The sequence below is a fragment of the Paenibacillus sp. FSL H8-0280 genome (assembly GCF_045040665.1).
GTDB lineage: Bacteria > Bacillota > Bacilli > Paenibacillales > Paenibacillaceae > Paenibacillus > Paenibacillus xylanexedens_A.
In genome coordinates, this window is record NZ_CP150296.1 from 2,463,733 (window position 1) to 2,484,764 (window position 21,032).

Sequence of the window (21,032 nt, forward strand, 5' to 3'; positions counted from 1 at the left end):
GAAATGAGGTGAGTAAATGGCTAATGAAAATGTTTCAATGAATAATACCTGGCCGAACTATTCGGCAGCCAATAAAGCAACCACAAGTGCTGCAACAAAAGAATTGGGTAAAGATCAGTTTCTAAAAATCCTGATTACCCAGCTGCAAAATCAAGACCCGATGCAGCCGATGGAGGATAAGGAATTTATCGCTCAAATGGCACAGTTCAGCTCAGTGGAACAACTGGTCAATATTTCTACGCAGCTTAAAACATTGAACCAGTCCCTTGGTGCTGTATCCGGTATGATTGGCATGGAGGTAAGTTGGCTTTCTTCTAATAAAGATGATAACGGAACTCTTCGTCAGGGTATTGTAGATTCCATCATTGTAAGAGATAGTGTTCAATACGCAAAAGTGGGCAACGACGAGATTAAGCTGGATGAGATCATTCAGGTGAATTATCCAAAACAGGCAGAAGAGAGTCAAACTCCGGTACAGAACGTTCAGGATGTAACCCCTGAAACGAACGAGAGCCAGGAAGTTGAAACATCCGCTGAAACGGGTGATCCGGAAGATAGCGGGAAAACGATATGAGTGATCGCATAACAGTTGGACAATTATACGCAGGCCCGATTACACCGAATATGCTTCAAAGACCCAAAACGGGAGAAGCTTCGGCTATACCCGAAAAACCTTTTGCAAAAGTGCTGGAAGATAATCTTCTGAAATTGAGCAATCATGCTGCCAAACGATTGGAACAGCGTGGTATTGAACTCAAGACCGAGCAAATGGAACAGATTGGTTCTGCTTTGGACAAAGCTGCTGCCAAAGGAGCCAAAGAGTCATTGATTTTAATGCAGGATATGGCTTTTATCGTCAATGTCAAAAATCGTACTGTGGTTACAGCTATGGATACTGAGAGCATGAAGGATAATGTGTTCACTCAGATTGATAGTGCCGTAATCATTTCTTGACCGGCTGGCCCTTCTCGGGAGCCGGAATGCCGCTGACCGACTGATGCGGTAACCAAATGAAGACTGGGAGGATTTTTAAAAATGTTGAAATCAATGTACTCAGGCGTTTCCGGGATGCGGGGTTTCCAAACAAAACTCGACGTAATTGGTAACAATATTGCGAACGTAAACACGGTTGGCTTCAAAGGCAGTCGGGTTATGTTCAAAGATATTATGAGCCAAACAACGGCAGGGGTAACTGCCCCAACTGATGCTCCATCTGGTGGTGTGAATGCAAAGCAAATCGGTTTGGGTGTATCTGTGGGATCTATAGATACACTGCATCTCGCAGGAAGCCCAATGACTACAAACAATCCGACAGACTTGCGTATTAACGGAGATGGCTTTTTTCTTGTCTCCTTGGGTGGAGATCAGGAAATTCCTTACTTGACACGTGCAGGGGATTTCCATGTTGATGCTGCTCGAAATCTTGTAACTTCAGATGGTTTGTTCGTCTTAAGTAGTGAGGGAGAGCCCATTACAATTGGGGATGATGTTGTTTCATTCACTATCGGACAGAACGGTATGATTAATCAGACAATGGCTGATGGAACAATCGAAGGCGATACTCAAATTGGAATAGGGAAGGTAGTTAACCCTGAAGGATTGGAAAAAATAGGGGGTAACCTATACCGGATGACAGCTAACGCAAATCCTGACGGTACTCTTGATCCTTTAACAGCGAACAGTGCTGAGGACGGAACAGGAGCAATCATTGCTGGACAGCTCGAGATGTCTAATGTGGATCTGACAGGAGAGTTTACTGAGATGATCGTAGCTCAACGTGGATTCCAGGCAAACTCCCGGATCATTACAACGTCGGATGAAATACTTCAGGAAGTTGTTAACCTGAAACGTTAATAACTGATTAATGAGTTTTTAAAACGTGGGGGAGCTTGCTCCTCCCACTCTGATTAAGGGGGCTTAGCATGATTTCGGTTACGCGGTTAAATGGTTCTCCCATGTGGTTAAATGCGCTGATGGTTGAAATTGTGGAAGAGACGCCGGATACGTATATTACTCTGGTAACTGGAAAGAGACTGATTGTGCTTGAAAAAGCCGCTGACGTTATTTCCAAGATTAAAGATTACAACCGTGAAATCGGGGTTCAGGCAGCCACTATTAAAGTGCAGCAAACGGAGGAATCCTGATGAAAAAAATGATGCCCTGGCTTGCAACAATGTTGCTGGCGATAACACTCATTGTGGTGGTTGTGTTTGTATTTATGCAAGGACAGAACGGGAATAAGGACGACACACATACGGCGGCAGCTGCTGAAGAAAAAAAAATGACTGCGGATGAAATTGTAGAAGTATCGTCAGAGCTTGCACAGATTAAAACGAATCTGGCCGATCCGGATCGTATTATTATGGTTAGTTTTTCTTTCAAGTTATCTGACAAAACAGCCAAAGAAGATTTTGAAAAAATCAAAAGTATTACGGTGAAGCCCATTATTATTCAGGCACTTGCAGACACCAAGGCTGAGGAACTGAGTTCGGCCAAGGGTATGAAACAATTCAATGAGAAACTGACAGGTCTAATTAATGAGGCATTGCCTGAGCCGAAATTGAAAAGCACTAGTTTTTCAGACATTGTTATAGCACCAATGTAAATGAACAGAACACGCTGTAGACCTGTAAGGGGGTGAGAACATGGTGGATGTATTATCACAAAATGAGATTGACGCCCTATTAGCAGCCCTTTCTTCTGGTGAAATGGACGCAGAAGAATTGAAGAAGGAAGAAACTCAGAAGAAAATCAGATCGTACGATTTTAAGCGGGCAGTGCGTTTTTCCAAAGACCATATCAGAAGCTTGACTCGTATTCACGAAAACTTTGCACGCTTTCTCACCACTTATTTTTCAGCCCAACTGCGGACGTTCGTTCAAATCAATGTCGTTCAGGTCGAACAGTTGCCTTATGATGAGTTTATCCGTTCTATTCCTAAGATGACGATATTGAACATTTTTGAAGCGGAGCCACTACAGGGACGAATGGTGATGGAAGTCCATCCAAACGTGGGATATGCGATGTTGGATCGCCTTCTTGGTGGAACCGGAACTGCTCCAACCAAGATCGCATCCATGACGGAGATTGAGACGACCATCATGGAGCGGATATTCAGCCGAGCATTTGAAAGTTTGCAGGAAGCATGGAAGACTGTGTTGGATATTTCCCCAAGGATGGAAGCGCTCGAGACCAATCCGCAATTTATGCAGATTGTATCTCCCAATGAGACCATTGCTCTGATCTCGCTCAGTACCAAAATTGGTGACACGACAGGCATGATCAATCTATGTATACCGCATGTCGTTCTTGAACCTATTATGTCACGGTTGTCAACTCATCAGTGGTTTGTTTCGGAGAAGAAAACGAGAGCTCCGGAGGAGTATGATGCTCTAAAAGAGCGTGTGAACAAAGCCAAGTTACCAATCGTTGCGGAATTGGGAGAATCGAGAATTTCAATTGCAGAATTTCTGGGTCTGTCCGTTGGTGATGTCATTACATTGAACAAACCAGTTGATGAGGGACTTTCCATTAAAGTGGGTGACAAACTGAAATACATGGGCAGTCCGGGGACAATCAAAGACCGTGTGGCTGTGCAAATAGACAAGATTGTCACCGAAGGAGTTGAAGAATTTGACGAGTAAGGATTATTTATCCCAAGAAGAAATCGATGCTTTGCTCAGGCAATCGGAATCGATAAACAGCTCGGAACCCGCTGAAAAGACGGTTGATGATTTTTTGACCGAGCTGGAGCAGGATGCCTTGGGGGAGATTGGTAACATTACATTTGGTAGCGCGGCAACAGCCTTGTCCACGCTATTAGGCCTCAAAGTAGATATTACAACACCTAAAGTTTCTATCATTAGTCGAACGCAGTTTGAAGAAGCTTTTCCTAAGCCGCATGTTGCCGTTCATGTGAATTACGTGGATGGATTCGAAGGCATTAACTCACTTGTTATCAAGAAGAGAGATGCTCAAGTCATCGCTGATTTGATGCTGGGTGGCGAAGGAAATCCGGTCGATGAAGAACTGAATGAAATCCATATTAGTGCAGTACAGGAAGCGATGAACCAGATGATGGGTTCCTCTGCAACCTCAATGTCCACGATTTTTAATCGTTTTGTGAATATTTCCCCTCCGGGAATCGATATTCTCAATCTGGAGAGTGGAGAGGGTGTAAGTAATCTTCCAGCAGATGAGACCCTTATCCAAGTTTCATTTCGTTTGTTAATCGGGGATCTGATCGATTCCAATCTGATGCAGTTGCTTCCAGTACATTTTGCCAAAAACATGGTAGATATGCTGATTGGAGGCGCTCAGGAGTCAACTGCCAGCGCACCAGTGGCATCAACACCTGAACCTGCGCCAGCAGCTGTACCAGCAACGCCACCACCGGTTGCGGAGCAGCCGCCCGTTCAGCACCAACAGGCTCCACAGGCTCCACAACAGCCTGCTCAGGACTATAACGGATATGGACAGGCCCCGATGGGTATGCCGCAAGGAATGCCGCCACAGCAGCCGTATGGCATGCCACCGCAGCAACCTTATGGTGCACCTCAACATTACGGTGGAATGCCAAATAGGAATGTTAACGTACAACCAGTTCAATTCGCCAATTTGCAAAATGGGGCGTATGGTCAGGTAGACGAAAACAATTTGAATTTATTGATGGACATTCCCCTTAAGGTCACCGTAGAATTAGGAAGGACCCAGAAGCAAATTAAAGATATTTTGGAAATGTCACAGGGTTCGATTGTCGAACTGGATAAGTTAGCCGGAGAACCTGTCGATATTTTGGTGAATAACAAACTGATCGCCAAGGGAGAAGTTGTCGTTATTGACGAAAACTTTGGTGTTCGTGTTATAGATATCGTTAGCCAATGGGACCGAATTCAGAAATTACAATAAGCACAATTTAGGGAGGACTTGAATCAAGATGGCAAACCGAATTTTAGTCGTAGACGACGCTGCATTTATGAGAATGATGATCCGGGACATTTTGTCCAAAAATGGATATGAGGTTGTTGGTGAGGCACAGGATGGCTCACAAGCAATTGAGAAATTTAAAGAGCTTCGTCCGGATCTGATCACAATGGATATTACGATGCCTGAGATGGACGGCATTGCAGCTTTGAAAGAAATCAAGAAGATTGATGCTAACGCTAAAGTAATTATGTGCTCCGCGATGGGTCAACAAGCGATGGTAATCGACGCTATCCAAGCAGGTGCCAAAGACTTTATCGTTAAACCGTTCCAATCTGACCGGGTTATCGAAGCGATCAGCAAGACACTGGGCGTTTAAGAGACATGATGATGGCTCAGGGTGATATTCCAGGAGGAGCTGGCGTGGGAAGTAATTATTATTTACAGCTTGTATGGGTGATTGTTGTCCTGGCCGTCATTCTGGCCCTTATTGTTTATCTGATCCGTTTTTTAAACAAACGGAATCAGCAAATGTTCCGGCACGGCACAATTCGTACCCTGGGCGGAGTTGGATTGGGGCAAAACAAGTCGTTGCAAATTATGGAAATTGGTGGATGTGTATATCTGCTTGGTGTAGGTGAAGACATCCAGTTGATAGATAAGGTTTCGGATCTGGAAGAGGCCCAAAGAATCATTGATTCCTTCGAACGAGATGCTGCTGCACAACAAGGAAATCTCTCACCTCTCATTGCCAAGCTCACAAAACGTTTCCGTAAAGAAGAACCGCCGCGGGAAATGGAACTAGAGGACACAACTTCTTTTCACGAAATGTTTGAATCCAAACTTCGGCAGATGCCTAACCGTAAAGAGAAGATGGAAAAGCTCCTGGATAAAGACAATACTACAGATCGGTCGAGGGATTCATGAAGAAAAAGATTTGGTTAGCGTGTTGTTTATTAGGACTTATCAGTCTGGCATCTGTAACGGTTGCCTTTGCCGAACCCATTCCGAATATTGATATTCAGATTGGAAACGGTGATGGAGGGACACCAAGCACGAGTTCACTGTCCATCATTCTGTTAATTACGGTGCTTAGTATTGCTCCAGCAATGCTTGTACTGATGACCAGTTTTACTCGGATTGTGATTGTGCTCGGTTTTATACGTACATCTTTGGGTACACAACAAATGCCACCCAATCAGGTGCTGGTCGGGTTGGCGCTATTTCTGACACTTTTCATTATGTCGCCGACGTTGTCTTCCATAAATCAGGTAGCGCTTCAGCCCTATCTTCAGGGAGAGCTTACGCAAACCGAGGCACTTGAAAAAGCAGCGGATCCCATGAAGAAATTTATGTTTAGTCACACCAGAGAAAAAGATCTTCTGCTGTTTATGAAGTACAATCAGACTGAACAACCAAAGACCTATCAGGATATCCCAATTACTGTTATGGTGCCGGCATATGTAATCAGTGAGTTGAAGACAGCATTCCAGATGGGGTTTATGATTTTTATTCCGTTTCTGGTTATAGACATTGTTGTCGCGAGTACACTCATGGCAATGGGGATGATGATGCTTCCGCCGGTCATGATCTCATTACCTTTCAAAATACTGCTCTTTGTCCTTGTGGACGGGTGGTATCTGGTTGTCAAGTCACTGTTACTGAGTTTTAACACTTGATCCGGAAAGTTAAAGGAGGACGGTCATGACTTCGGAATTTATTATCGGTCTGGCCGGGAAAGCGGTATACACGTCATTGCTGGCCAGCGCACCCATGCTTATACTAGCTCTGGTTGTAGGACTTGCAATCAGTATTTTTCAAGCGACAACTCAAATTCAGGAACAAACATTAGCTTTTGTGCCCAAGATTGTTGCCGTACTTCTGGCAGTACTTTTGTTTGGACCTTGGATCTTAAATATCTTGGTCGATTTCACGTTTAACATTCTCGATAATCTATACAGATACATAGGGTAGGCTTTAGCAGATGGAGACATTGTTGCAAAGTTTCCCTGTCGCTCTGCTTATGTTTTGTCGAATCACATCATTTTTTGTAACTGCGCCAGTTTTTTCGGCTCGAAATGTGCCGACTTCAGTTAAAATAGGTATCTCTGCATTTGTCACCTTATCTGTCTATCTGATTTACGGAATAGACCAGACCGTACCCACAGACCTGAGTTATGTCTTATTGATCATCAGAGAGATTCTAATTGGCCTGCTTTTAGGTTTTGTGGCTTATCTGTTGATGACGGCAGTTCAGACTGCGGGGACCTTTATCGATCTACAGATTGGTTTTGGTATGGCCAATGTATACGATCCAATGACAGGTGCTTCAGCTCCACTTACGGGTAACTTGAAGTATGCATTTGCTATGCTTCTGTTTCTGACGATGAATGGTCACCATTATTTGCTGGATGCGATAGTTTACAGTTACCGGTGGGTACCATTATCTAATGTGTTTTTCCTACGGTTGGCAGATGGAAGTATTGCTGAATTTTTGATTCAGACCTTAGGTCAATCATTTATGCTGGCTTTTCAGATGTCGGCTCCGATTGTAGTTGCGTTGTTTTTGACGGATGTTGGATTGGGTTTTTTGGCCAAAACTGCTCCTCAATTTAATGTATTTGCAGTTGGGTTGCCGCTTAAGTTACTCGTTGGTCTTGCTATTTTGCTTTTGCTGGTTCCCAGTTTCTCCTTTGTATTTAGTCAATTGTTCGAAGCAATATTCAGATCGATGGAAAAATTGCTTGGAACCATTGGACAAAGGCCCGGCTGAGTGAAACGGAGGAAAAGACACGGATGAAATTTCAACTCGACCTCCAGTTGTTTTCAGGGGAGAAGACGGAGAAAGCTACCCCGAAAAAGAGACAGGATACACGAAAAAAAGGACAGGTTGTAAAAAGCGCTGAACTATCTGGCGCATCCATTCTCCTAATCGTGTTTTTGATCATGATGGTATTCAGCAATTTCTATAAAGAACGTATAGTTCGTCTGTTTACAGATATCTTCATCAATCGATTGAGTATGGATATCACCGGAGAGAATGTGATGGCGCTTATGATGCGCTATGGCATTGAAGTTTTGTTATTGATCGCTCCCATTTTGCTGGGTGCGTTCCTGGTTGCTTTGATCGTTAACTACATGCAAGTCGGTTTTCTTCTTGTAGGGGAAGGATTGAAGCCAAAACTTGAGAAACTGGACCCCATTAAAGGTTTCAAAAATATATTCTCTCTCCGCTCATTAGTGGAATTTGCTAAATCCATTTTGAAAATGTCGATTATCGGTTATCTCGTTTACAGTACAATTAAAGGCTACCAGTCAGATATTGCTTCACTTTCTCATTTTTCATTGGATGCTATTTTACATTTTGCTGCGTCGATCACTTTAAGTCTTGGTATCAAGATTGCAGTGGCATTAATGATACTTGCGATATTTGATTACATGTATCAGAAGTATGACCATGAGAAGAAGATTCGTATGTCCAAGCAAGACATCAAAGACGAGTACAAGAAAATGGAAGGTGATCCGCTGATCAAAGGTAAAATCCGGGAACGCCAGCGTCGTATGGCTATGCAGCGTATGATGCAGGAAGTGCCAAATGCGGATGTAATCATCACGAACCCGACCCACTTTGCGGTTGCACTAAAGTATGAAGGTTCCGAGATGGAGGCACCACAGATTATTGCCAAAGGTCAGGATTATGTCGCCTTGCGTATTAAGGAAATAGCCAAAGAAAACGGTGTTATTACGATGGAAAACAAGCCGTTGGCACGGGCATTGTTCCAGAGAGCCGAGATTGGTGACGCTATACCGGCCGATTTGTTTCAAGCGGTAGCTGAAGTGCTGGCTTATGTATATAAACTAAAGGGCAGAACGAAATAAAAGGGGATCGGAGGCCGTACATTCATTGAAGATTAAAGATATAGCTGTCCTTGCGGGTATCATTGGCATTGTGTTGATGATGATTCTTCCGATCCCGACCTGGCTGTTGGACTTGTTGCTGGTCGTCAATATTTCAATTGCACTGATGATACTCCTTGTTGCAATGAACAGCAAAGAAGCGTTGCAGTTTTCTATTTTTCCAGCTTTGCTGTTGATCACTACACTATTCCGACTGGCTCTGAACATTTCGACTACCAAGCTAATTCTTGGTGAAGGGGATGCTGGAGCTGTAGTTGCTACCTTTGGTAGCTGGATTGCTGGAGGGCAAATTGCGATTGGATTTATCGTGTTTTTGATCCTCGTTGTTGTTCAGTTTATCGTTATTACAAAGGGGTCTGAGCGCGTAGCTGAAGTTGCTGCCCGATTCACCCTCGATGCGATGCCTGGTAAACAAATGAGTATTGATGCGGATCTGAATGCGGGTCTGATCAACGAGCAACAAGCTCGTGAGCGTCGTTCCAAAATTGAACGTGAAGCCGATTTCTATGGAGCGATGGATGGAGCAAGTAAATTCGTAAAAGGTGACGCAATTGCAAGTATTATCATCCTCCTGATCAATCTCATTGGTGGATTTATAATCGGTATGACTGTGCATGGGATGGCTTTTGCAGATGCAATGTCAACGTACTCTGTACTGACTATCGGAGATGGATTGGTAAGCCAAATCCCTGCTCTGCTTATTTCCACAGCAGCAGGACTTATCGTCACCAGAGCGTCTTCAGAAGGAAACCTGGCAGATGATATTACGGGGCAACTGTTTACATATCCAATACTAATTTATATCGTAGCTTTCGTTATTGCCATGCTCGGTTTCTTCACACCAATTCATGTTATTACTACGCTTCCGTTGGCAGGTGTGTTGGCATATGCCGCGTGGCGTATGCAGAATAATCTGAATTTGAAACAAGTAGCGGAAGAACAGCTGGAAGAAGAACAGCAGATTGAAGAGGTTAGAAGTCCTGAAAGTGTAATTAACCTGCTTCAGGTGGACCCTATTGAGTTTGAATTTGGTTATGGTTTAATCCCGCTTGCTGATAATCAGCAGGGTGGGGACTTATTGGATCGGATCATTATGATTCGTAGGCAGTGTGCTCTTGAACTGGGGTTGGTCGTTCCGGTCATACGGATTCGAGATAATATCCAGCTCAGACCCAATGAGTATGTTATCAAAATCAAGGGTAATGTGGTAGGCGGCGGAGAACTGTTGTTGAATCATTACCTTGCCATGAGTCCTGGCTATGATGAGGAGTCTGTGACAGGTATTGAAACGACAGAACCTGCTTTTGGACTTCCGGCACTATGGATTGATGAAGTAACCAAAGACAGAGCCGAACTTGCAGGATATACGGTCGTTGATCCGCCTTCCGTAGTGGCTACACATCTGACGGAACTGATTAAGAAACATGCGCATGAGTTACTTGGAAGACAAGAGACAAAAGCACTTGTGGATAATCTCAGAGAGAACTATTCTGCCCTTGTGGATGAACTGATCCCTTCTCTGCTTTCCATTGGTGATGTACAGAAAGTGCTTGCCAAGTTATTGCGTGAGAAAATATCTATTCGGGATATGGTGACCATCTTCGAGACACTGGCTGACTATGGTACGTATACGAAAGATCCTGATGTGCTGACTGAATACGTCAGACAATCCCTCTCACGTCAGATTACTCAGCAGTTCTCACAGAAAGGTGAGACACTTCGAGTAATCACGGTTGGACCTGGTCTTGAGAAGAAAATTGCTGAAAGTGTGCAACAATCGGATCAAGGCAGTTACCTTGCGCTAGACCCTGTATCTACACAAAGTGTATATCAGAAGCTCAGTGAACAAGTGAACCGTTTGATTCAATCAGGTCAACAACCTGTTGTATTAACTTCTCCAACCATTCGGATGTATCTGCGTCAGGTTATTGAACGTACTATGCAGGACATTCCTGTGCTTTCCTACAGCGAGTTGGAGCCGAATGTTGAAATTCAAAGTATCGGGGTGGTGAACTTATGAGAGTAAAACAATACGTTGTTGAGACCATGCCCGAAGCTATGCTTCAAATTCGCAAAGACCTGGGAAGTGATGCCGTTATTCTGTCCACCAAAGAGATTAAGGTGGGCGGTGTAATGGGAATGTTTCGCAAAAAACGGATCGAAGTTGTAGCTGCAGTGGATAAGGAAGAAAACAAGCAAACAACAAAGCCAGTACAAAATCAATTCACACCTGTACCTCGTGCATTTGTACCTGAGGCTTATCGGCAAACAGCTCGTTCGTTTGTTGCGGCTTCTGATGAGTCGGTGACAACGAATACAGCTGATCAAAGTGTACAGGACCAATCTGCGGCTGCACCGTCTGTGTTTGAATCGCGTAATATCGGTTCAAACATAGACAGCGGCTCAGGTTCTTCAAGCACGGATCATAAACCGCGACCGCAAGGGGCGGATTTTTCGGGTTCAACAACTGGTCCTAAGCCAACAGGGTCAGACCTGCAGCAGGATAAGTTGATGACTGAATTGCAGGATCTTAAACAGATGGTGACCAGGCTTTCAAAGCAAGGTACTTCTGCAGACCCTGTGCCAGAGGAACTGCATACGATCCGAGAACGTTTGACAGAACAAGATGTTTGGCCTGAAGTATGGGAATCCTGGTTTGATTCAATTCAAGCAAAATCGTCTGAGAATGGATTAAAAGAACAGGATGTTGAGCAAATAGTGAAGCTTGAGGTCATGCACTTTTTGGAGCAACGTATTGAAGAAGGCATTCTTCCTACCACGCGAATCGTCTATGTAGCTGGACCAACCGGTGTAGGGAAAACTACGACAATTGCAAAATTGGCTGCTGAACAAATGTTCAAAAAACAGCGTAAAGTTGGATTCATTACATCAGATACGTATCGGATCTCGGCGGTAGAACAGCTTAGAACGTATGCATCTATACTGAATGTTCCACTTGAGGTGGTACAATCGCCCGGTGATACACAACGTGCCATTTCTCGATTAGAGAATTGTGATTTGATCTTTATGGATACAGCGGGTAGAAACTACAGAAATGAATTACTTGTTTCAGAACTGCAAAGTTTGCTTGCTCCTGTAGAGAATAGCGAAACCTTTCTGGTCATGAGCATGACTTCCAAAAGTGCTGATATGGTTCAGATCACGGAACATTTCAGTAAATATGGACTGGATAAGGTGATTTTCACCAAAATGGATGAGACTGGGAGCTGCGGTCCGCTATTTAACTTGTTACACCGTTTTCCACTCAAGCTCGCATATGTGGCAAATGGACAAAATGTTCCGGACGATTTGTTGAAACCAGATGCAGATTCGTTGTCTAAACAGTTGCTGGGAGAATGGTCACAATGAAGGATCAGGCAGCTGCACTTCGAAGTATGGTCTCCGCGCCATTGGAATTGGAAGGCATTGAGCGAGATATTCGATCCTCGAAAATCATTACTGTGGCCAGTGGCAAGGGAGGTGTTGGCAAATCCAATTTCACACTGAACTTTGCCTTGGCATTGCAGGCTTTGGGGCAAAAGGTACTTGTATTTGATGCCGATATTGGAATGGCTAATATTGATGTTCTTATGGGTACGTCTTCTTCCTATAATCTTTACCACCTGTTGTACCGACAAAAATCCATAAGGGAAATCATACAACTGGGTGCCAGTGGCTTGCCTTACATTGCTGGAGGATCGGGCATGAAAGAGTTGTTCTCATTGTCTGATCGTGATCTGGAGTTTTTCGCCAGTCAAGTCGAGGATATTGCCCAGGAAATGGATTATGTCATCTTTGACACTGGGGCAGGACTCTCCAGAGAGAATATGAAGTTCATCGGTGCTGCTGATGAATGCCTGATTATAACTACACCTGAACCGACTTCAATAACCGATGCTTATGCTTTAGTCAAAGTTATGCACGGCCAGGAAAATGCTACGCCCTTTCGAATGATCGTTAACCGGGTGGAAGACGAACGAGAAGCGGAACGGGTGGCAGAAAAAATAGCTGGAGTGGCGAGGCGGTTTTTGCAGACGGATATTCCGCTGCTTGGGTATATTTCAGAAGACGCCCAGGTAGTCAAGGCGGTTAAAAGGCAAATGCCCTATAGTCTGGCTTATCCGAATGCCAAAGCCTCCAAAGATATAGAGAAACTTGCTCTTCGTTATCTGGCTGTACCTGCAACTCCGGGATCCGGAACCTTGACAGGAATCAGGGGATTTATGAATAAGTGGCTTAAACGGACAACATGATTTCTGAATAAAGGAAACAGGGGTGACACAACATGGCGGCGTATCAAGTATTGGTTGTCGATGATTCCGCTTTTATGCGTAAGATTGTTACGGATTTGATCCAAGCGGATCCGGAATTCAAGGTTACGGCAACGGCATCAAACGGTAGAGAAGCGATTCAAAAATCACTAGAATTGAAACCCGATATTATTACAATGGACGTTGAGATGCCAGAAATGAATGGGTTGGATGCATTAAAATCAATTATGAAGGAATCTTTCGTTCCTGTGATTATGCTCTCTGGTATCAATGAACAAGGCATGAAAGAAACCATTATGGCGCTTGAAGCTGGGGCATTTGACTTCATTCGCAAACCATCTATTTCACATGACCAGGATATTGCTCAAGTTGGTAAAGCCTTGGTTGAGCGCATGCGTGCTGCGATGAATGAGATCAAAAGAAAAGCTGATCGTGAGTTATCCATGAGAAATAGAGACATGTTGCGAGGAGCAGTTGCTCCCCCAACTCAGCCAGTGCAGAAAGAACTGCCGGCTAGGGATCGAGCGGAGCCTGTGAAAAAAACGATCGAACCTGTCGAGACGATTCAACGCTCTCTTCGAGAGCGGACTGAAGCCTTTCAGGCCAAAGCAAAGAAACCAATTGAACCATTGTCACCTTCAAAACCAGGTCGCGTAGAGAATAAACCGGAGCCTTTGCCAAAGGCTGAGCGTAATTTGGGGACGAAGGCAGAAAAAGCAGTGAGGTCAGCTAATCCAGTACAGACTCCAAAGGAAGTTCGACTACCTAATGCAGCTAGAGTGGCAGCTGATCAAATAGCGGCAACTTCTGCCTCTGCAAAAGCCAAGGATGTAATCAAGCCTAATCCTGTTCCCAAAGGTGGAGGGGGGCTGGAAGGACCATTCAACAAACTTGTGGCAATAGGTTGTTCTACGGGTGGACCGAGGGCTCTCAAGACATTGCTCGAGCAGTTGCCTGCTGATTTGCCTGCACCGGTCATTATTGTACAGCATATGCCGCCCAATTTCACACGTTCTCTGGCTCAACGATTGAATACATTCAGTCCACTGCATGTGGTTGAAGCTGAAGAGGGCATGGTTCTGAAAAAAGGAACCGCCTATATAGCACCCGGCGGATTCCATGTGAAAGTTAACAAAACAGCAGACGGGAAGTTTATCGTGAAGTTGACTGAAGATCAACCAGTGAATGGACATAGACCTTCAGTGGATACGATGTTTGAGTCACTTCTGCCGTTTACATCTTTACAAAGGCATCTTGTTTTGCTAACGGGAATGGGAAGTGATGGAGCACGTATGATGAAGAGATTATACGAAGCTGGAGTTACATCAACCTTTGCCGAGAATGAAGAAACATGTGTTGTATATGGTATGCCGCGTTCTGCTGTAGAGCTGCAATGCGTTCGTCATCTTCTGCCATTGCAGGAGATTGCTTCTAAACTTGTTCAAGCAGTGAAATAACGGAGTGTAACTCACGGAGGAGGTGCCTCACAATGGACATGAACCAATATTTATCCATGTTTATTGATGAGTCTAATGATCATCTGCAATCGCTTAACGAAAACATGCTTCAACTTGAAGGCAATCCGGAAGACCTGGGCATAGTTCAGGTTATATTCCGCTCTGCTCATACCTTGAAGGGTATGGCAGCAACTATGGGCTTTGAAGATTTGGCATCACTGACACATAAAATGGAAAATGTGTTGGATCTGGTTCGTAATGAGAAGTTGAAAATGCAGGATTACATTTTTGATACCATGTTCAAGAGTCTGGACGCTTTGGAAACCATGGTTCAGGATATTACCGAAGGTGGACAAGGTAAAGCAGATGTGTCGTCAATCGTAGCTTCACTCCAGGCCATTGAAAATGGTGAAATGACAAACGGAGATGGACCTGCTAAAGAAACAAACAAGCCGGCTAACGCTTCAATCTCTTCGGCTGTGGAGCTGGATGAATTCCAATATTCAGTGCTGGATCAGTCGATCGCCGAAGGTCATCGTGTGTTCTACGTGGATGTGCTTGTTAGCGAGCATAGCCAGTTAAAAGGTGTACGGGCTTATATGGTCTTTGATATGCTGGAACGTTCAGGTGAAGTCGTTAAGGCTTACCCATCCGTTCAGGATATTGAGCAGGAGAAGTTTGAGCGCAGTTTCTCGTTGTATTACATAACAACTAAAGAGGCGCACGAACTGGAAGAAGGCATCATGAGTATCTCTGAAATTGAAAGTGCAAAGCTCATTCAACTGGATCAGGAGACTCTTCAGCAGATGGCCAATCAGGTAGCAGCTACAGTTGAAGCGCCACCCGCACCAACAGCTGTAGCTGAGGTTGCTTCGCCGGATAAGAATTCTGTACCCAAAGAAGAAGCCACAACGGCACCAGCTAAAACAGCTGCACCGAAGCAAGCTGCTGCACCTTCACGTACCATTCGTGTGGATATTGAACGTCTCGACGTATTGATGAACCTGTTCAGTGAATTGTTGATTGACCGTTCACGTCTGGAGCAACTGGCCAGTGAAACAGGCAACAATGATTTATCCGATACAGTAGCTCATTTAAGTCGAGTTAGCACAGATTTGCAAAACATTGTACTGAAATTGCGGATGGTTCCGGTAGATACCGTATTTAATCGATTCCCGCGTATGATCCGTGATCTGGCTAAGACACTTGATAAAAAAATCGATCTGGTGATTACAGGTGCTGAGACGGAACTGGATCGTACGGTAATTGATGAGATTGGTGATCCGCTTGTTCATTTACTGCGTAACGCGGTTGACCATGGTGTGGAATCCATTGCAGAGCGTGTAGCTGCAGGTAAACCAGAGATGGGTACAGTAAACCTGCGTGCCTTCCACAGTGGAAATCACGTATTTATCGAGATTGAAGATGATGGTAAAGGTATCTATCGCGACAAGCTTTTGAAAACCGCGATCAAACGTGGTGTTGTAACCGAAGAGCAAGGTGCCAAAATGAGTGACGATGAAGTGAATCAACTGTTGTTCGCACCTGGTTTTAGTACTGCTGATATTATCTCGGATATCTCTGGCCGGGGTGTTGGCTTGGATGTAGTAAAATCGAAGATCACTTCGCTTGGCGGTAATGTAACGATTCATTCAACTCCAGGCAAAGGCACGAATTTCTCTGTTCAGCTTCCGTTGACTCTATCTATTATTGCTGCAATGCTTGTACGACTTGGTTCAGAGAAATACGCTGTTCCGTTGTCCTCCATTGTAGAGACGGCCATTGTACAACGTGAGCAAGTTCGTAATATTCACGGCAATAAAATGATCACGTTCCGTGAGTCACTGATTCCGTACTTGTCTTTGAGCGAAGTTTTCTCGGTACCGGATTTCAATGACGCTGATGAGCAAGAAACAGAAATTGTCGTGATTCGCAAAGGCGACCGTCTTGCAGCCGTAGCTGTTGAAGAATTTATTGGACAAAGTGAGATTGTTCTCAAATCAATGGGAACCTATCTTCCTGCTATTGAAGGAATCTCTGGAGCAACCATTCTCGGAGATGGACAAGTAGCCCTGATTCTTGATCCTAATGCATTTATTAAATAAGTATAGAGCTAAGTCTTACATTTAATAGGGAGGTTTTTTACATGGAAGAAGAGTTGAAAGTCATCGTCTTTAAATTGGGTTCCGAAGAGTATGGTATTGAGGTAGACAAGGTTCAGACGATTGAGCGCATGATGCCAATTACCCGTGTTCCCAAGACACTTTCCTTTGTAAAAGGAGTTATTAATCTACGCGGTGTTGTCATTCCGGTCATTGATCTACGCGGTCGTTTCTCCCTTCCGGAAACGGAATACACGGATCAGACTCGTATTGTTATCGTAGGTGTAGACGACATGCAAGTTGGCTTTATCGTAGATTCTGCCAATGATGTTATTGATATCAAGAGCAGTGCGATCGATAGCCCACCAGAAGTGGTTGGCGGCGTCAAAGCGAGATACCTGCGAGGTGTTGCTAAATTGGAGGATTCACGCTTGTTGATTATGCTAAACCTAAACGAAGTATTAAATAAAAGCGAGATTGTACAGCTGGAAAGTGTTGAGGGCTAGTACCGTGGAGATGTTCAACCGATTTGAGGTATTCCAGATGGATGTGCTCAAAGAGGTCGGTAACATTGGAGCAGGCAACGCCGCAACGGCGTTGTCTCAACTCCTCAACAGACCGATTGACATGGGTGTACCTACAGTACAAATGCTCCCTTTTGAAGAAGTTGCCGAAAAAGTGGGCGGAGATGAACGCATCGTGGTTACCGTGTTTCTTCGTGTAGAAGGCGAAGCACCGGGAAATCTTTTCTTTATGATGACACCAGAGGCTGCTAAAATGTTGTTGAATAGACTTGCCGGGTTTGATCTGAAAGAAGGACTCGATTTTACAGATATGGAACAATCAGCGCTTTCCGAGATTGGAAATATTTTGGCTGGATCCTATCTTTCTTCTCTGGCAGATTTCACGAAGTTGTCTATGTATCCAACTGTCCCTGGGCTTGCCATCGACATGGCAGGTGCCATTCTAAGTTATGGCTTGCTGCAATTTGGCGAGATGGGTGACGCTGCATTGTTGATTGACACATCATTCTTTGAAGGTGAAGATCAAGTTGAGGGTCAGTTTTTCCTCATTCCGGATCCACCATCCTTTGCAAAGATATTTGAATCGCTAGGGGTGCCACTGAGCCATGATTGAGGACAAAAGCGTCGTTAAAGTCGGTATGGCGGATTTAAACATCGCTCATCTTCCTGGTGTAATCCGTACGACTGGCTTGGGTTCGTGTGTGGGATTAACAATGTATGACCCACATTTGAAGCTGGCTGGAATGGCGCATGTCATGCTTCCTACTTCAGAGATCGCCCGTGAAGGGAAACTGAACACTGCGAAATATGCGGATACGGCGTTGCCTGAGCTTTTGGAAAAGATGATTAAACTAGGCGCTTCTCACTCACGTATTGTGTCTAAAATGGCCGGAGGCTCTCAGATGTTTGCCTTTGCTGGCGCTGGAGATACAATGCGTATTGGACCAAGGAATGCAGATTCTTGTCGAGAGTGGCTTCAAAAACTCAATATCCCTCTTCTAGCAGAAGATACGGGTGGGAATTATGGACGAACGATTGAGATGGATTGTGAAACTGGACTTTTGACTATTCGAAGCGTACAAATGGGTGTAAAGGAACTATAAGACTATGATAGGAAACTACCGCATTAATCTTGGAGCAGGCATCGTTGGGTTTATTCTTACTTTTTTTGTAGCATACAGCAGCAATGTGCTGATGACCAGTTTAATTCGCGGATTGATCGGATTCGTAGCCTGGTTTGTCCTTGCATATGGTTTACGCTGGGGATTGGGATTGCTGCTGAACCCTCAGATCGAGGGAAATGGGTATGGTTATGATTCACCAAGTGCTCAAGATCAAAGAGGTTCACAGGTGGACATTAAAATCGAAGACGATGGACAAGAGCTGAATGATTTGCTCAAGAATGGACCGAACGCTTCATCTGGGGACGATCTTCCGCCATCTGAGACGAAAGCTCCAACGGGATTCGCCCCTTTGGATCCGCCTAAACTTGTCCGGACCAAGGATCCGGAGGAATTGGCGCAGGCCGTTCGTCACCTGACAGACAAATAAGGAGGGTGAAAGCAATTGAACGAGCGTAAAGCTTCACATTTGAACCATTCTGATCTGTGGGAAAAGTGGAAAGAACATGGAGATCTTGAAGCCAAGAAAACTTTGATTGAAAAGTATCTTCATATTGTAAATTATGTATCCGGTCGACTGGCTGTTGGTTTGCCCAAAAATGTTCCCAAGGATGACTTGGAGAGCAATGGCGTTATGGGGTTAATTGATGCATTGGAGAAGTTCGACTATGAACGTGGTCTGCAATTTGAAACTTATGCATCATGGAGGGTCCGCGGAGCCATTCTTGACGGTCTACGTCAAGGTGATTGGGTTCCGCGTTCTGTGCGGGAGAAGGCCAAGCGAATTGAAGACGCCTACCAACAGCTGGAACAAAGTTATCTCAGGTCTGTTAGTGATGAGGAAATGAGCGAGTACTTGGACGTATCCACTAAAGATTTTCAACATATGCTTCAGGAAGTGGCAGTCATGTCACTTTGCTCGTTGGAGGACCCAATTCGTGAGGAAGAGTCTGAGACTCGTCTGTCTTTGATGGTGGATGAGAAAGCCAAAAATCCGGATTATAAAGTGAATGAGTTTTATTTGAAGGAAGCTTTGGTGCAAGGGCTTGACAAGTTGACGGTAAAAGAGAGAACGGTTGTTTCACTCTTGTATTACGAAGATCTTTCTCTTAGTGAAATTGCTGAGGTTATGTCTCTTTCTCCGTCTCGTATATCCCAGTTACATTCCAAGGCAATATTACGATTACGCGGCACGTTGGACAAACAGAAAGATTTGTTGATGCGTAAAGATTAATAGAGAGAAGTAATATCATTGGAGTTTGGGGAGTGGAAAGTCTAAAAGGGGGAAGAATTGCGGTGACACAGCGGACTGCTTTGGAACAATGTTTAAACATTGTTTTATCGGACGACAAATGCACAGCCTACCTTGAATTTTCCAAAGAGGAAGAAGGCTTTGCCTGCACGATCGATGAACTTGAACAATTTGTGGCAAACAAGGGCATCAAACAAGGTGTATCGCGAGAGGCATTATTACTTTTTGTGAACAACCCTGAAACCTATTTGAAAGATAAATACAAGATTGCAGAAGGTGTCGCTCCCATTCAAGGAACAGATGGCTTCATCAAGGTTCTGGTTGGAATGGACGATACGAATGAACGACGACCACTGGAATCGGAAGATGGAACTGTCGATTACAAAGAAGTGACCCGGTTAAACAATGTCCGTAGTGGTCAGATTATTGCAGAGCGGATCGCTCCTAGCGATGGCATACCAGGCAGGGCAGTAACGGGTGAGGAAATTCCTTATCGACCGGGAAAAGAAGCTCGGTTTAAAGTTGGGAAAAACGTTGTGATTAACCCGGATGGTTCTGCGATGTATGCTGCACTGGATGGGCTGGTTACCAAAACGGACGGTAACAAACTGAATGTGTTTCCGGTTTATGAAGTCAATGGTGACGTTGACTACAATAACGGTAATATCGACTTTGTAGGCACAGTTGTCATACGAGGCAATGTACTTACCGGATTTAAAGTAAAAGCAGCAGGTGACATTCGTGTCGTCGGAGGTGTCGAAGGAGCTGAACTGGAAGCAGGCGGCTCAATCGAAATTACCGGTGGTATTATTGGTTATAACAAAGGACTGGTACAAGCAGGCCATAATGTTAAATGTACTTTCATTCAAGAAGGCAACGTAGATGCCGGTGAAGATGTTCTGGTTTCCCAAAGTATTATGCATTCCAATATTCGTGCTGGCCATGGTGTCATCTGTGCGGGAACCAAGGGTCTTATCGTTGGTGGCTCGATCCAGGCTGGTCAGAACGTCTCAGCGCGTGTTGTGGGCAACAGCATGTCCACGGTCACTTCCATTGAAGTTGGTGTGCTGCCAAAGCTGCGTAACGAACTCAATGATTTGCGCAAGGAAGTCAGAGAGCAGATGGATTCCTTGGACAAAACGAAGAAAGCTTTGACATTGCTGGATCAATTAGCTGCCGCTGGACAACTAACTCCAGATAAGATGTCGATGCGAATCAAGCTGAATGCTACGCAGAAATCTGCTCTTCGTATAAGTGAAGAAACGAAAATGCGTATCTTTGAAATTGAAAAGGCACTTGAAGATACAAGTAATGCTCGTGTTGATATTCTGAAGATGATTTATGGAGGCTCTAAAATAGTTATCGGCAGATACACGAAATTTATTAAAGATCCAGTGAGTCGAATTTCATTTTATTATCACGATGGTGATATTACGATGGTTCCATACGTTTAAGTACAGCATT

The 21,032-nt window shown here is 44.4% G+C and carries 24 protein-coding genes; all 24 read left to right on the forward strand.

Annotated elements, in window-relative coordinates:
• Window positions 1-16 precede the first annotated feature (16 nt).
• The 24 genes from MHI12_RS11065 (at window position 17) to MHI12_RS11180 (ending at window position 21,022) form a co-directional block, all read left to right on the forward strand.
• Window positions 17-574 carry a flagellar hook capping FlgD N-terminal domain-containing protein gene (locus MHI12_RS11065; RefSeq protein WP_405172381.1) on the forward strand — a complete coding sequence of 186 codons (558 nt, stop codon included), beginning with the start codon at window positions 17-19 and terminating at the stop codon, window positions 572-574.
• The gene (locus MHI12_RS11070; protein ID WP_405172382.1) at window positions 571-954 is read left to right on the forward strand and encodes a TIGR02530 family flagellar biosynthesis protein; all 384 of its coding nucleotides are present in this window, start codon (window positions 571-573) and stop codon (window positions 952-954) included. The genes MHI12_RS11065 and MHI12_RS11070 overlap by 4 nt, the downstream gene beginning before the upstream one ends.
• An 81-nt stretch (window positions 955-1,035) precedes the next feature.
• Window positions 1,036-1,854, forward strand: coding sequence for a flagellar basal body rod protein FlgG (flgG, locus tag MHI12_RS11075; protein ID WP_036609361.1), 819 nt, complete (start codon window positions 1,036-1,038; stop codon window positions 1,852-1,854).
• Window positions 1,855-1,922: 68 nt separating this feature from the next.
• Window positions 1,923-2,144, forward strand: coding sequence for a flagellar FlbD family protein (locus MHI12_RS11080; RefSeq protein ID WP_017689179.1), 222 nt, complete (start codon window positions 1,923-1,925; stop codon window positions 2,142-2,144).
• A complete protein-coding gene (locus MHI12_RS11085) occupies window positions 2,144-2,605 on the forward strand; it encodes a flagellar basal body-associated FliL family protein (protein WP_133384320.1) in 462 nt (153 codons plus the stop codon). The genes MHI12_RS11080 and MHI12_RS11085 overlap by 1 nt, the downstream gene beginning before the upstream one ends.
• A gap of 40 nt (window positions 2,606-2,645) precedes the next feature.
• Window positions 2,646-3,644: a flagellar motor switch protein FliM gene (gene fliM, locus MHI12_RS11090; RefSeq protein ID WP_074094566.1), complete on the forward strand. Its 999-nt coding sequence runs from the start codon at window positions 2,646-2,648 to the stop codon at window positions 3,642-3,644.
• Entirely contained in the window at window positions 3,634-4,908 is a 1,275-nt protein-coding gene (fliY, locus tag MHI12_RS11095; protein ID WP_405172383.1) for a flagellar motor switch phosphatase FliY, read from the forward strand. Before fliM ends, fliY begins: the two co-directional genes overlap by 11 nt.
• Window positions 4,909-4,936: 28 nt before the next feature.
• Window positions 4,937-5,302 (forward strand): response regulator, encoded by a 366-nt coding sequence (locus MHI12_RS11100; protein WP_017689175.1) that lies wholly within the window; start codon window positions 4,937-4,939, stop codon window positions 5,300-5,302.
• Between the two features lie 11 nt (window positions 5,303-5,313).
• Window positions 5,314-5,850 carry a flagellar biosynthetic protein FliO gene (locus MHI12_RS11105; protein ID WP_100529395.1) on the forward strand — a complete coding sequence of 179 codons (537 nt, stop codon included), beginning with the start codon at window positions 5,314-5,316 and terminating at the stop codon, window positions 5,848-5,850.
• The gene (gene fliP / locus MHI12_RS11110; RefSeq protein WP_036609355.1) at window positions 5,847-6,602 is read left to right on the forward strand and encodes a flagellar type III secretion system pore protein FliP; all 756 of its coding nucleotides are present in this window, start codon (window positions 5,847-5,849) and stop codon (window positions 6,600-6,602) included. Before MHI12_RS11105 ends, fliP begins: the two co-directional genes overlap by 4 nt.
• Window positions 6,603-6,627: 25 nt before the next feature.
• Window positions 6,628-6,897, forward strand: a complete 270-nt coding sequence (gene fliQ / locus MHI12_RS11115) for a flagellar biosynthesis protein FliQ (RefSeq protein ID WP_047842485.1) — start codon at window positions 6,628-6,630, stop codon at window positions 6,895-6,897.
• Between the two features lie 10 nt (window positions 6,898-6,907).
• Window positions 6,908-7,696 carry a flagellar biosynthetic protein FliR gene (fliR, locus tag MHI12_RS11120; RefSeq protein WP_017689171.1) on the forward strand — a complete coding sequence of 263 codons (789 nt, stop codon included), beginning with the start codon at window positions 6,908-6,910 and terminating at the stop codon, window positions 7,694-7,696.
• A 23-nt stretch (window positions 7,697-7,719) separates the two neighbouring features.
• Entirely contained in the window at window positions 7,720-8,802 is a 1,083-nt protein-coding gene (gene flhB, locus MHI12_RS11125) for a flagellar biosynthesis protein FlhB (protein WP_405172384.1), read from the forward strand.
• A gap of 25 nt (window positions 8,803-8,827) precedes the next feature.
• Window positions 8,828-10,861, forward strand: coding sequence for a flagellar biosynthesis protein FlhA (gene flhA, locus MHI12_RS11130; RefSeq protein WP_036670372.1), 2,034 nt, complete (start codon window positions 8,828-8,830; stop codon window positions 10,859-10,861).
• Window positions 10,858-12,210 (forward strand): flagellar biosynthesis protein FlhF, encoded by a 1,353-nt coding sequence (gene flhF / locus MHI12_RS11135; RefSeq protein WP_405172385.1) that lies wholly within the window; start codon window positions 10,858-10,860, stop codon window positions 12,208-12,210. Before flhA ends, flhF begins: the two co-directional genes overlap by 4 nt.
• Complete coding sequence (locus MHI12_RS11140; protein WP_017689167.1) at window positions 12,207-13,094, forward strand: MinD/ParA family protein; 888 nt, start codon at window positions 12,207-12,209, stop codon at window positions 13,092-13,094. The genes flhF and MHI12_RS11140 overlap by 4 nt, the downstream gene beginning before the upstream one ends.
• Window positions 13,095-13,126: 32 nt before the next feature.
• Complete coding sequence (gene cheB, locus MHI12_RS11145; RefSeq protein ID WP_405172386.1) at window positions 13,127-14,569, forward strand: chemotaxis-specific protein-glutamate methyltransferase CheB; 1,443 nt, start codon at window positions 13,127-13,129, stop codon at window positions 14,567-14,569.
• A gap of 32 nt (window positions 14,570-14,601) precedes the next feature.
• Window positions 14,602-16,674 carry a chemotaxis protein CheW gene (locus MHI12_RS11150; protein WP_405172387.1) on the forward strand — a complete coding sequence of 691 codons (2,073 nt, stop codon included), beginning with the start codon at window positions 14,602-14,604 and terminating at the stop codon, window positions 16,672-16,674.
• 41 nt (window positions 16,675-16,715) lie between these two features.
• Window positions 16,716-17,177, forward strand: coding sequence for a chemotaxis protein CheW (locus MHI12_RS11155; protein ID WP_036609340.1), 462 nt, complete (start codon window positions 16,716-16,718; stop codon window positions 17,175-17,177).
• 10 nt (window positions 17,178-17,187) lie between these two features.
• Window positions 17,188-17,808 carry a chemotaxis protein CheC gene (locus MHI12_RS11160; protein ID WP_091017763.1) on the forward strand — a complete coding sequence of 207 codons (621 nt, stop codon included), beginning with the start codon at window positions 17,188-17,190 and terminating at the stop codon, window positions 17,806-17,808.
• The gene (locus tag MHI12_RS11165) at window positions 17,801-18,298 is read left to right on the forward strand and encodes a chemotaxis protein CheD (RefSeq protein WP_017689162.1); all 498 of its coding nucleotides are present in this window, start codon (window positions 17,801-17,803) and stop codon (window positions 18,296-18,298) included. Before MHI12_RS11160 ends, MHI12_RS11165 begins: the two co-directional genes overlap by 8 nt.
• A gap of 4 nt (window positions 18,299-18,302) precedes the next feature.
• Entirely contained in the window at window positions 18,303-18,746 is a 444-nt protein-coding gene (locus MHI12_RS11170) for a hypothetical protein (protein ID WP_405172388.1), read from the forward strand.
• Between the two features lie 15 nt (window positions 18,747-18,761).
• Window positions 18,762-19,550, forward strand: a complete 789-nt coding sequence (locus MHI12_RS11175) for a FliA/WhiG family RNA polymerase sigma factor (RefSeq protein ID WP_017689160.1) — start codon at window positions 18,762-18,764, stop codon at window positions 19,548-19,550.
• A 62-nt stretch (window positions 19,551-19,612) separates the two neighbouring features.
• Window positions 19,613-21,022 carry a DUF342 domain-containing protein gene (locus MHI12_RS11180; RefSeq protein ID WP_076249810.1) on the forward strand — a complete coding sequence of 470 codons (1,410 nt, stop codon included), beginning with the start codon at window positions 19,613-19,615 and terminating at the stop codon, window positions 21,020-21,022.
• The last annotated feature ends 10 nt before the right edge of the window (window positions 21,023-21,032 follow it).

Bases quoted from the DNA above. Each gene is read 5' to 3' on its own strand.
- MHI12_RS11065 (WP_405172381.1), top strand. From the start codon at position 17: ATGGCTAATGAAAATGTTTCAATGAATAATACCTGGCCGAACTATTCG.
- MHI12_RS11070 (WP_405172382.1), top strand. From the start codon at position 571: ATGAGTGATCGCATAACAGTTGGACAATTATACGCAGGCCCGATTACA.
- flgG (WP_036609361.1), top strand. From the start codon at position 1,036: ATGTTGAAATCAATGTACTCAGGCGTTTCCGGGATGCGGGGTTTCCAA.
- MHI12_RS11080 (WP_017689179.1), top strand. From the start codon at position 1,923: ATGATTTCGGTTACGCGGTTAAATGGTTCTCCCATGTGGTTAAATGCG.
- MHI12_RS11085 (WP_133384320.1), top strand. From the start codon at position 2,144: ATGAAAAAAATGATGCCCTGGCTTGCAACAATGTTGCTGGCGATAACA.
- fliM (WP_074094566.1), top strand. From the start codon at position 2,646: ATGGTGGATGTATTATCACAAAATGAGATTGACGCCCTATTAGCAGCC.
- MHI12_RS11100 (WP_017689175.1), top strand. From the start codon at position 4,937: ATGGCAAACCGAATTTTAGTCGTAGACGACGCTGCATTTATGAGAATG.
- MHI12_RS11105 (WP_100529395.1), top strand. From the start codon at position 5,314: ATGGCTCAGGGTGATATTCCAGGAGGAGCTGGCGTGGGAAGTAATTAT.
- fliP (WP_036609355.1), top strand. From the start codon at position 5,847: ATGAAGAAAAAGATTTGGTTAGCGTGTTGTTTATTAGGACTTATCAGT.
- fliQ (WP_047842485.1), top strand. From the start codon at position 6,628: ATGACTTCGGAATTTATTATCGGTCTGGCCGGGAAAGCGGTATACACG.
- fliR (WP_017689171.1), top strand. From the start codon at position 6,908: ATGGAGACATTGTTGCAAAGTTTCCCTGTCGCTCTGCTTATGTTTTGT.
- flhB (WP_405172384.1), top strand. From the start codon at position 7,720: ATGAAATTTCAACTCGACCTCCAGTTGTTTTCAGGGGAGAAGACGGAG.
- flhF (WP_405172385.1), top strand. From the start codon at position 10,858: ATGAGAGTAAAACAATACGTTGTTGAGACCATGCCCGAAGCTATGCTT.
- MHI12_RS11140 (WP_017689167.1), top strand. From the start codon at position 12,207: ATGAAGGATCAGGCAGCTGCACTTCGAAGTATGGTCTCCGCGCCATTG.
- cheB (WP_405172386.1), top strand. From the start codon at position 13,127: ATGGCGGCGTATCAAGTATTGGTTGTCGATGATTCCGCTTTTATGCGT.
- MHI12_RS11150 (WP_405172387.1), top strand. From the start codon at position 14,602: ATGGACATGAACCAATATTTATCCATGTTTATTGATGAGTCTAATGAT.
- MHI12_RS11155 (WP_036609340.1), top strand. From the start codon at position 16,716: ATGGAAGAAGAGTTGAAAGTCATCGTCTTTAAATTGGGTTCCGAAGAG.
- MHI12_RS11160 (WP_091017763.1), top strand. From the start codon at position 17,188: ATGTTCAACCGATTTGAGGTATTCCAGATGGATGTGCTCAAAGAGGTC.
- MHI12_RS11165 (WP_017689162.1), top strand. From the start codon at position 17,801: ATGATTGAGGACAAAAGCGTCGTTAAAGTCGGTATGGCGGATTTAAAC.
- MHI12_RS11170 (WP_405172388.1), top strand. From the start codon at position 18,303: ATGATAGGAAACTACCGCATTAATCTTGGAGCAGGCATCGTTGGGTTT.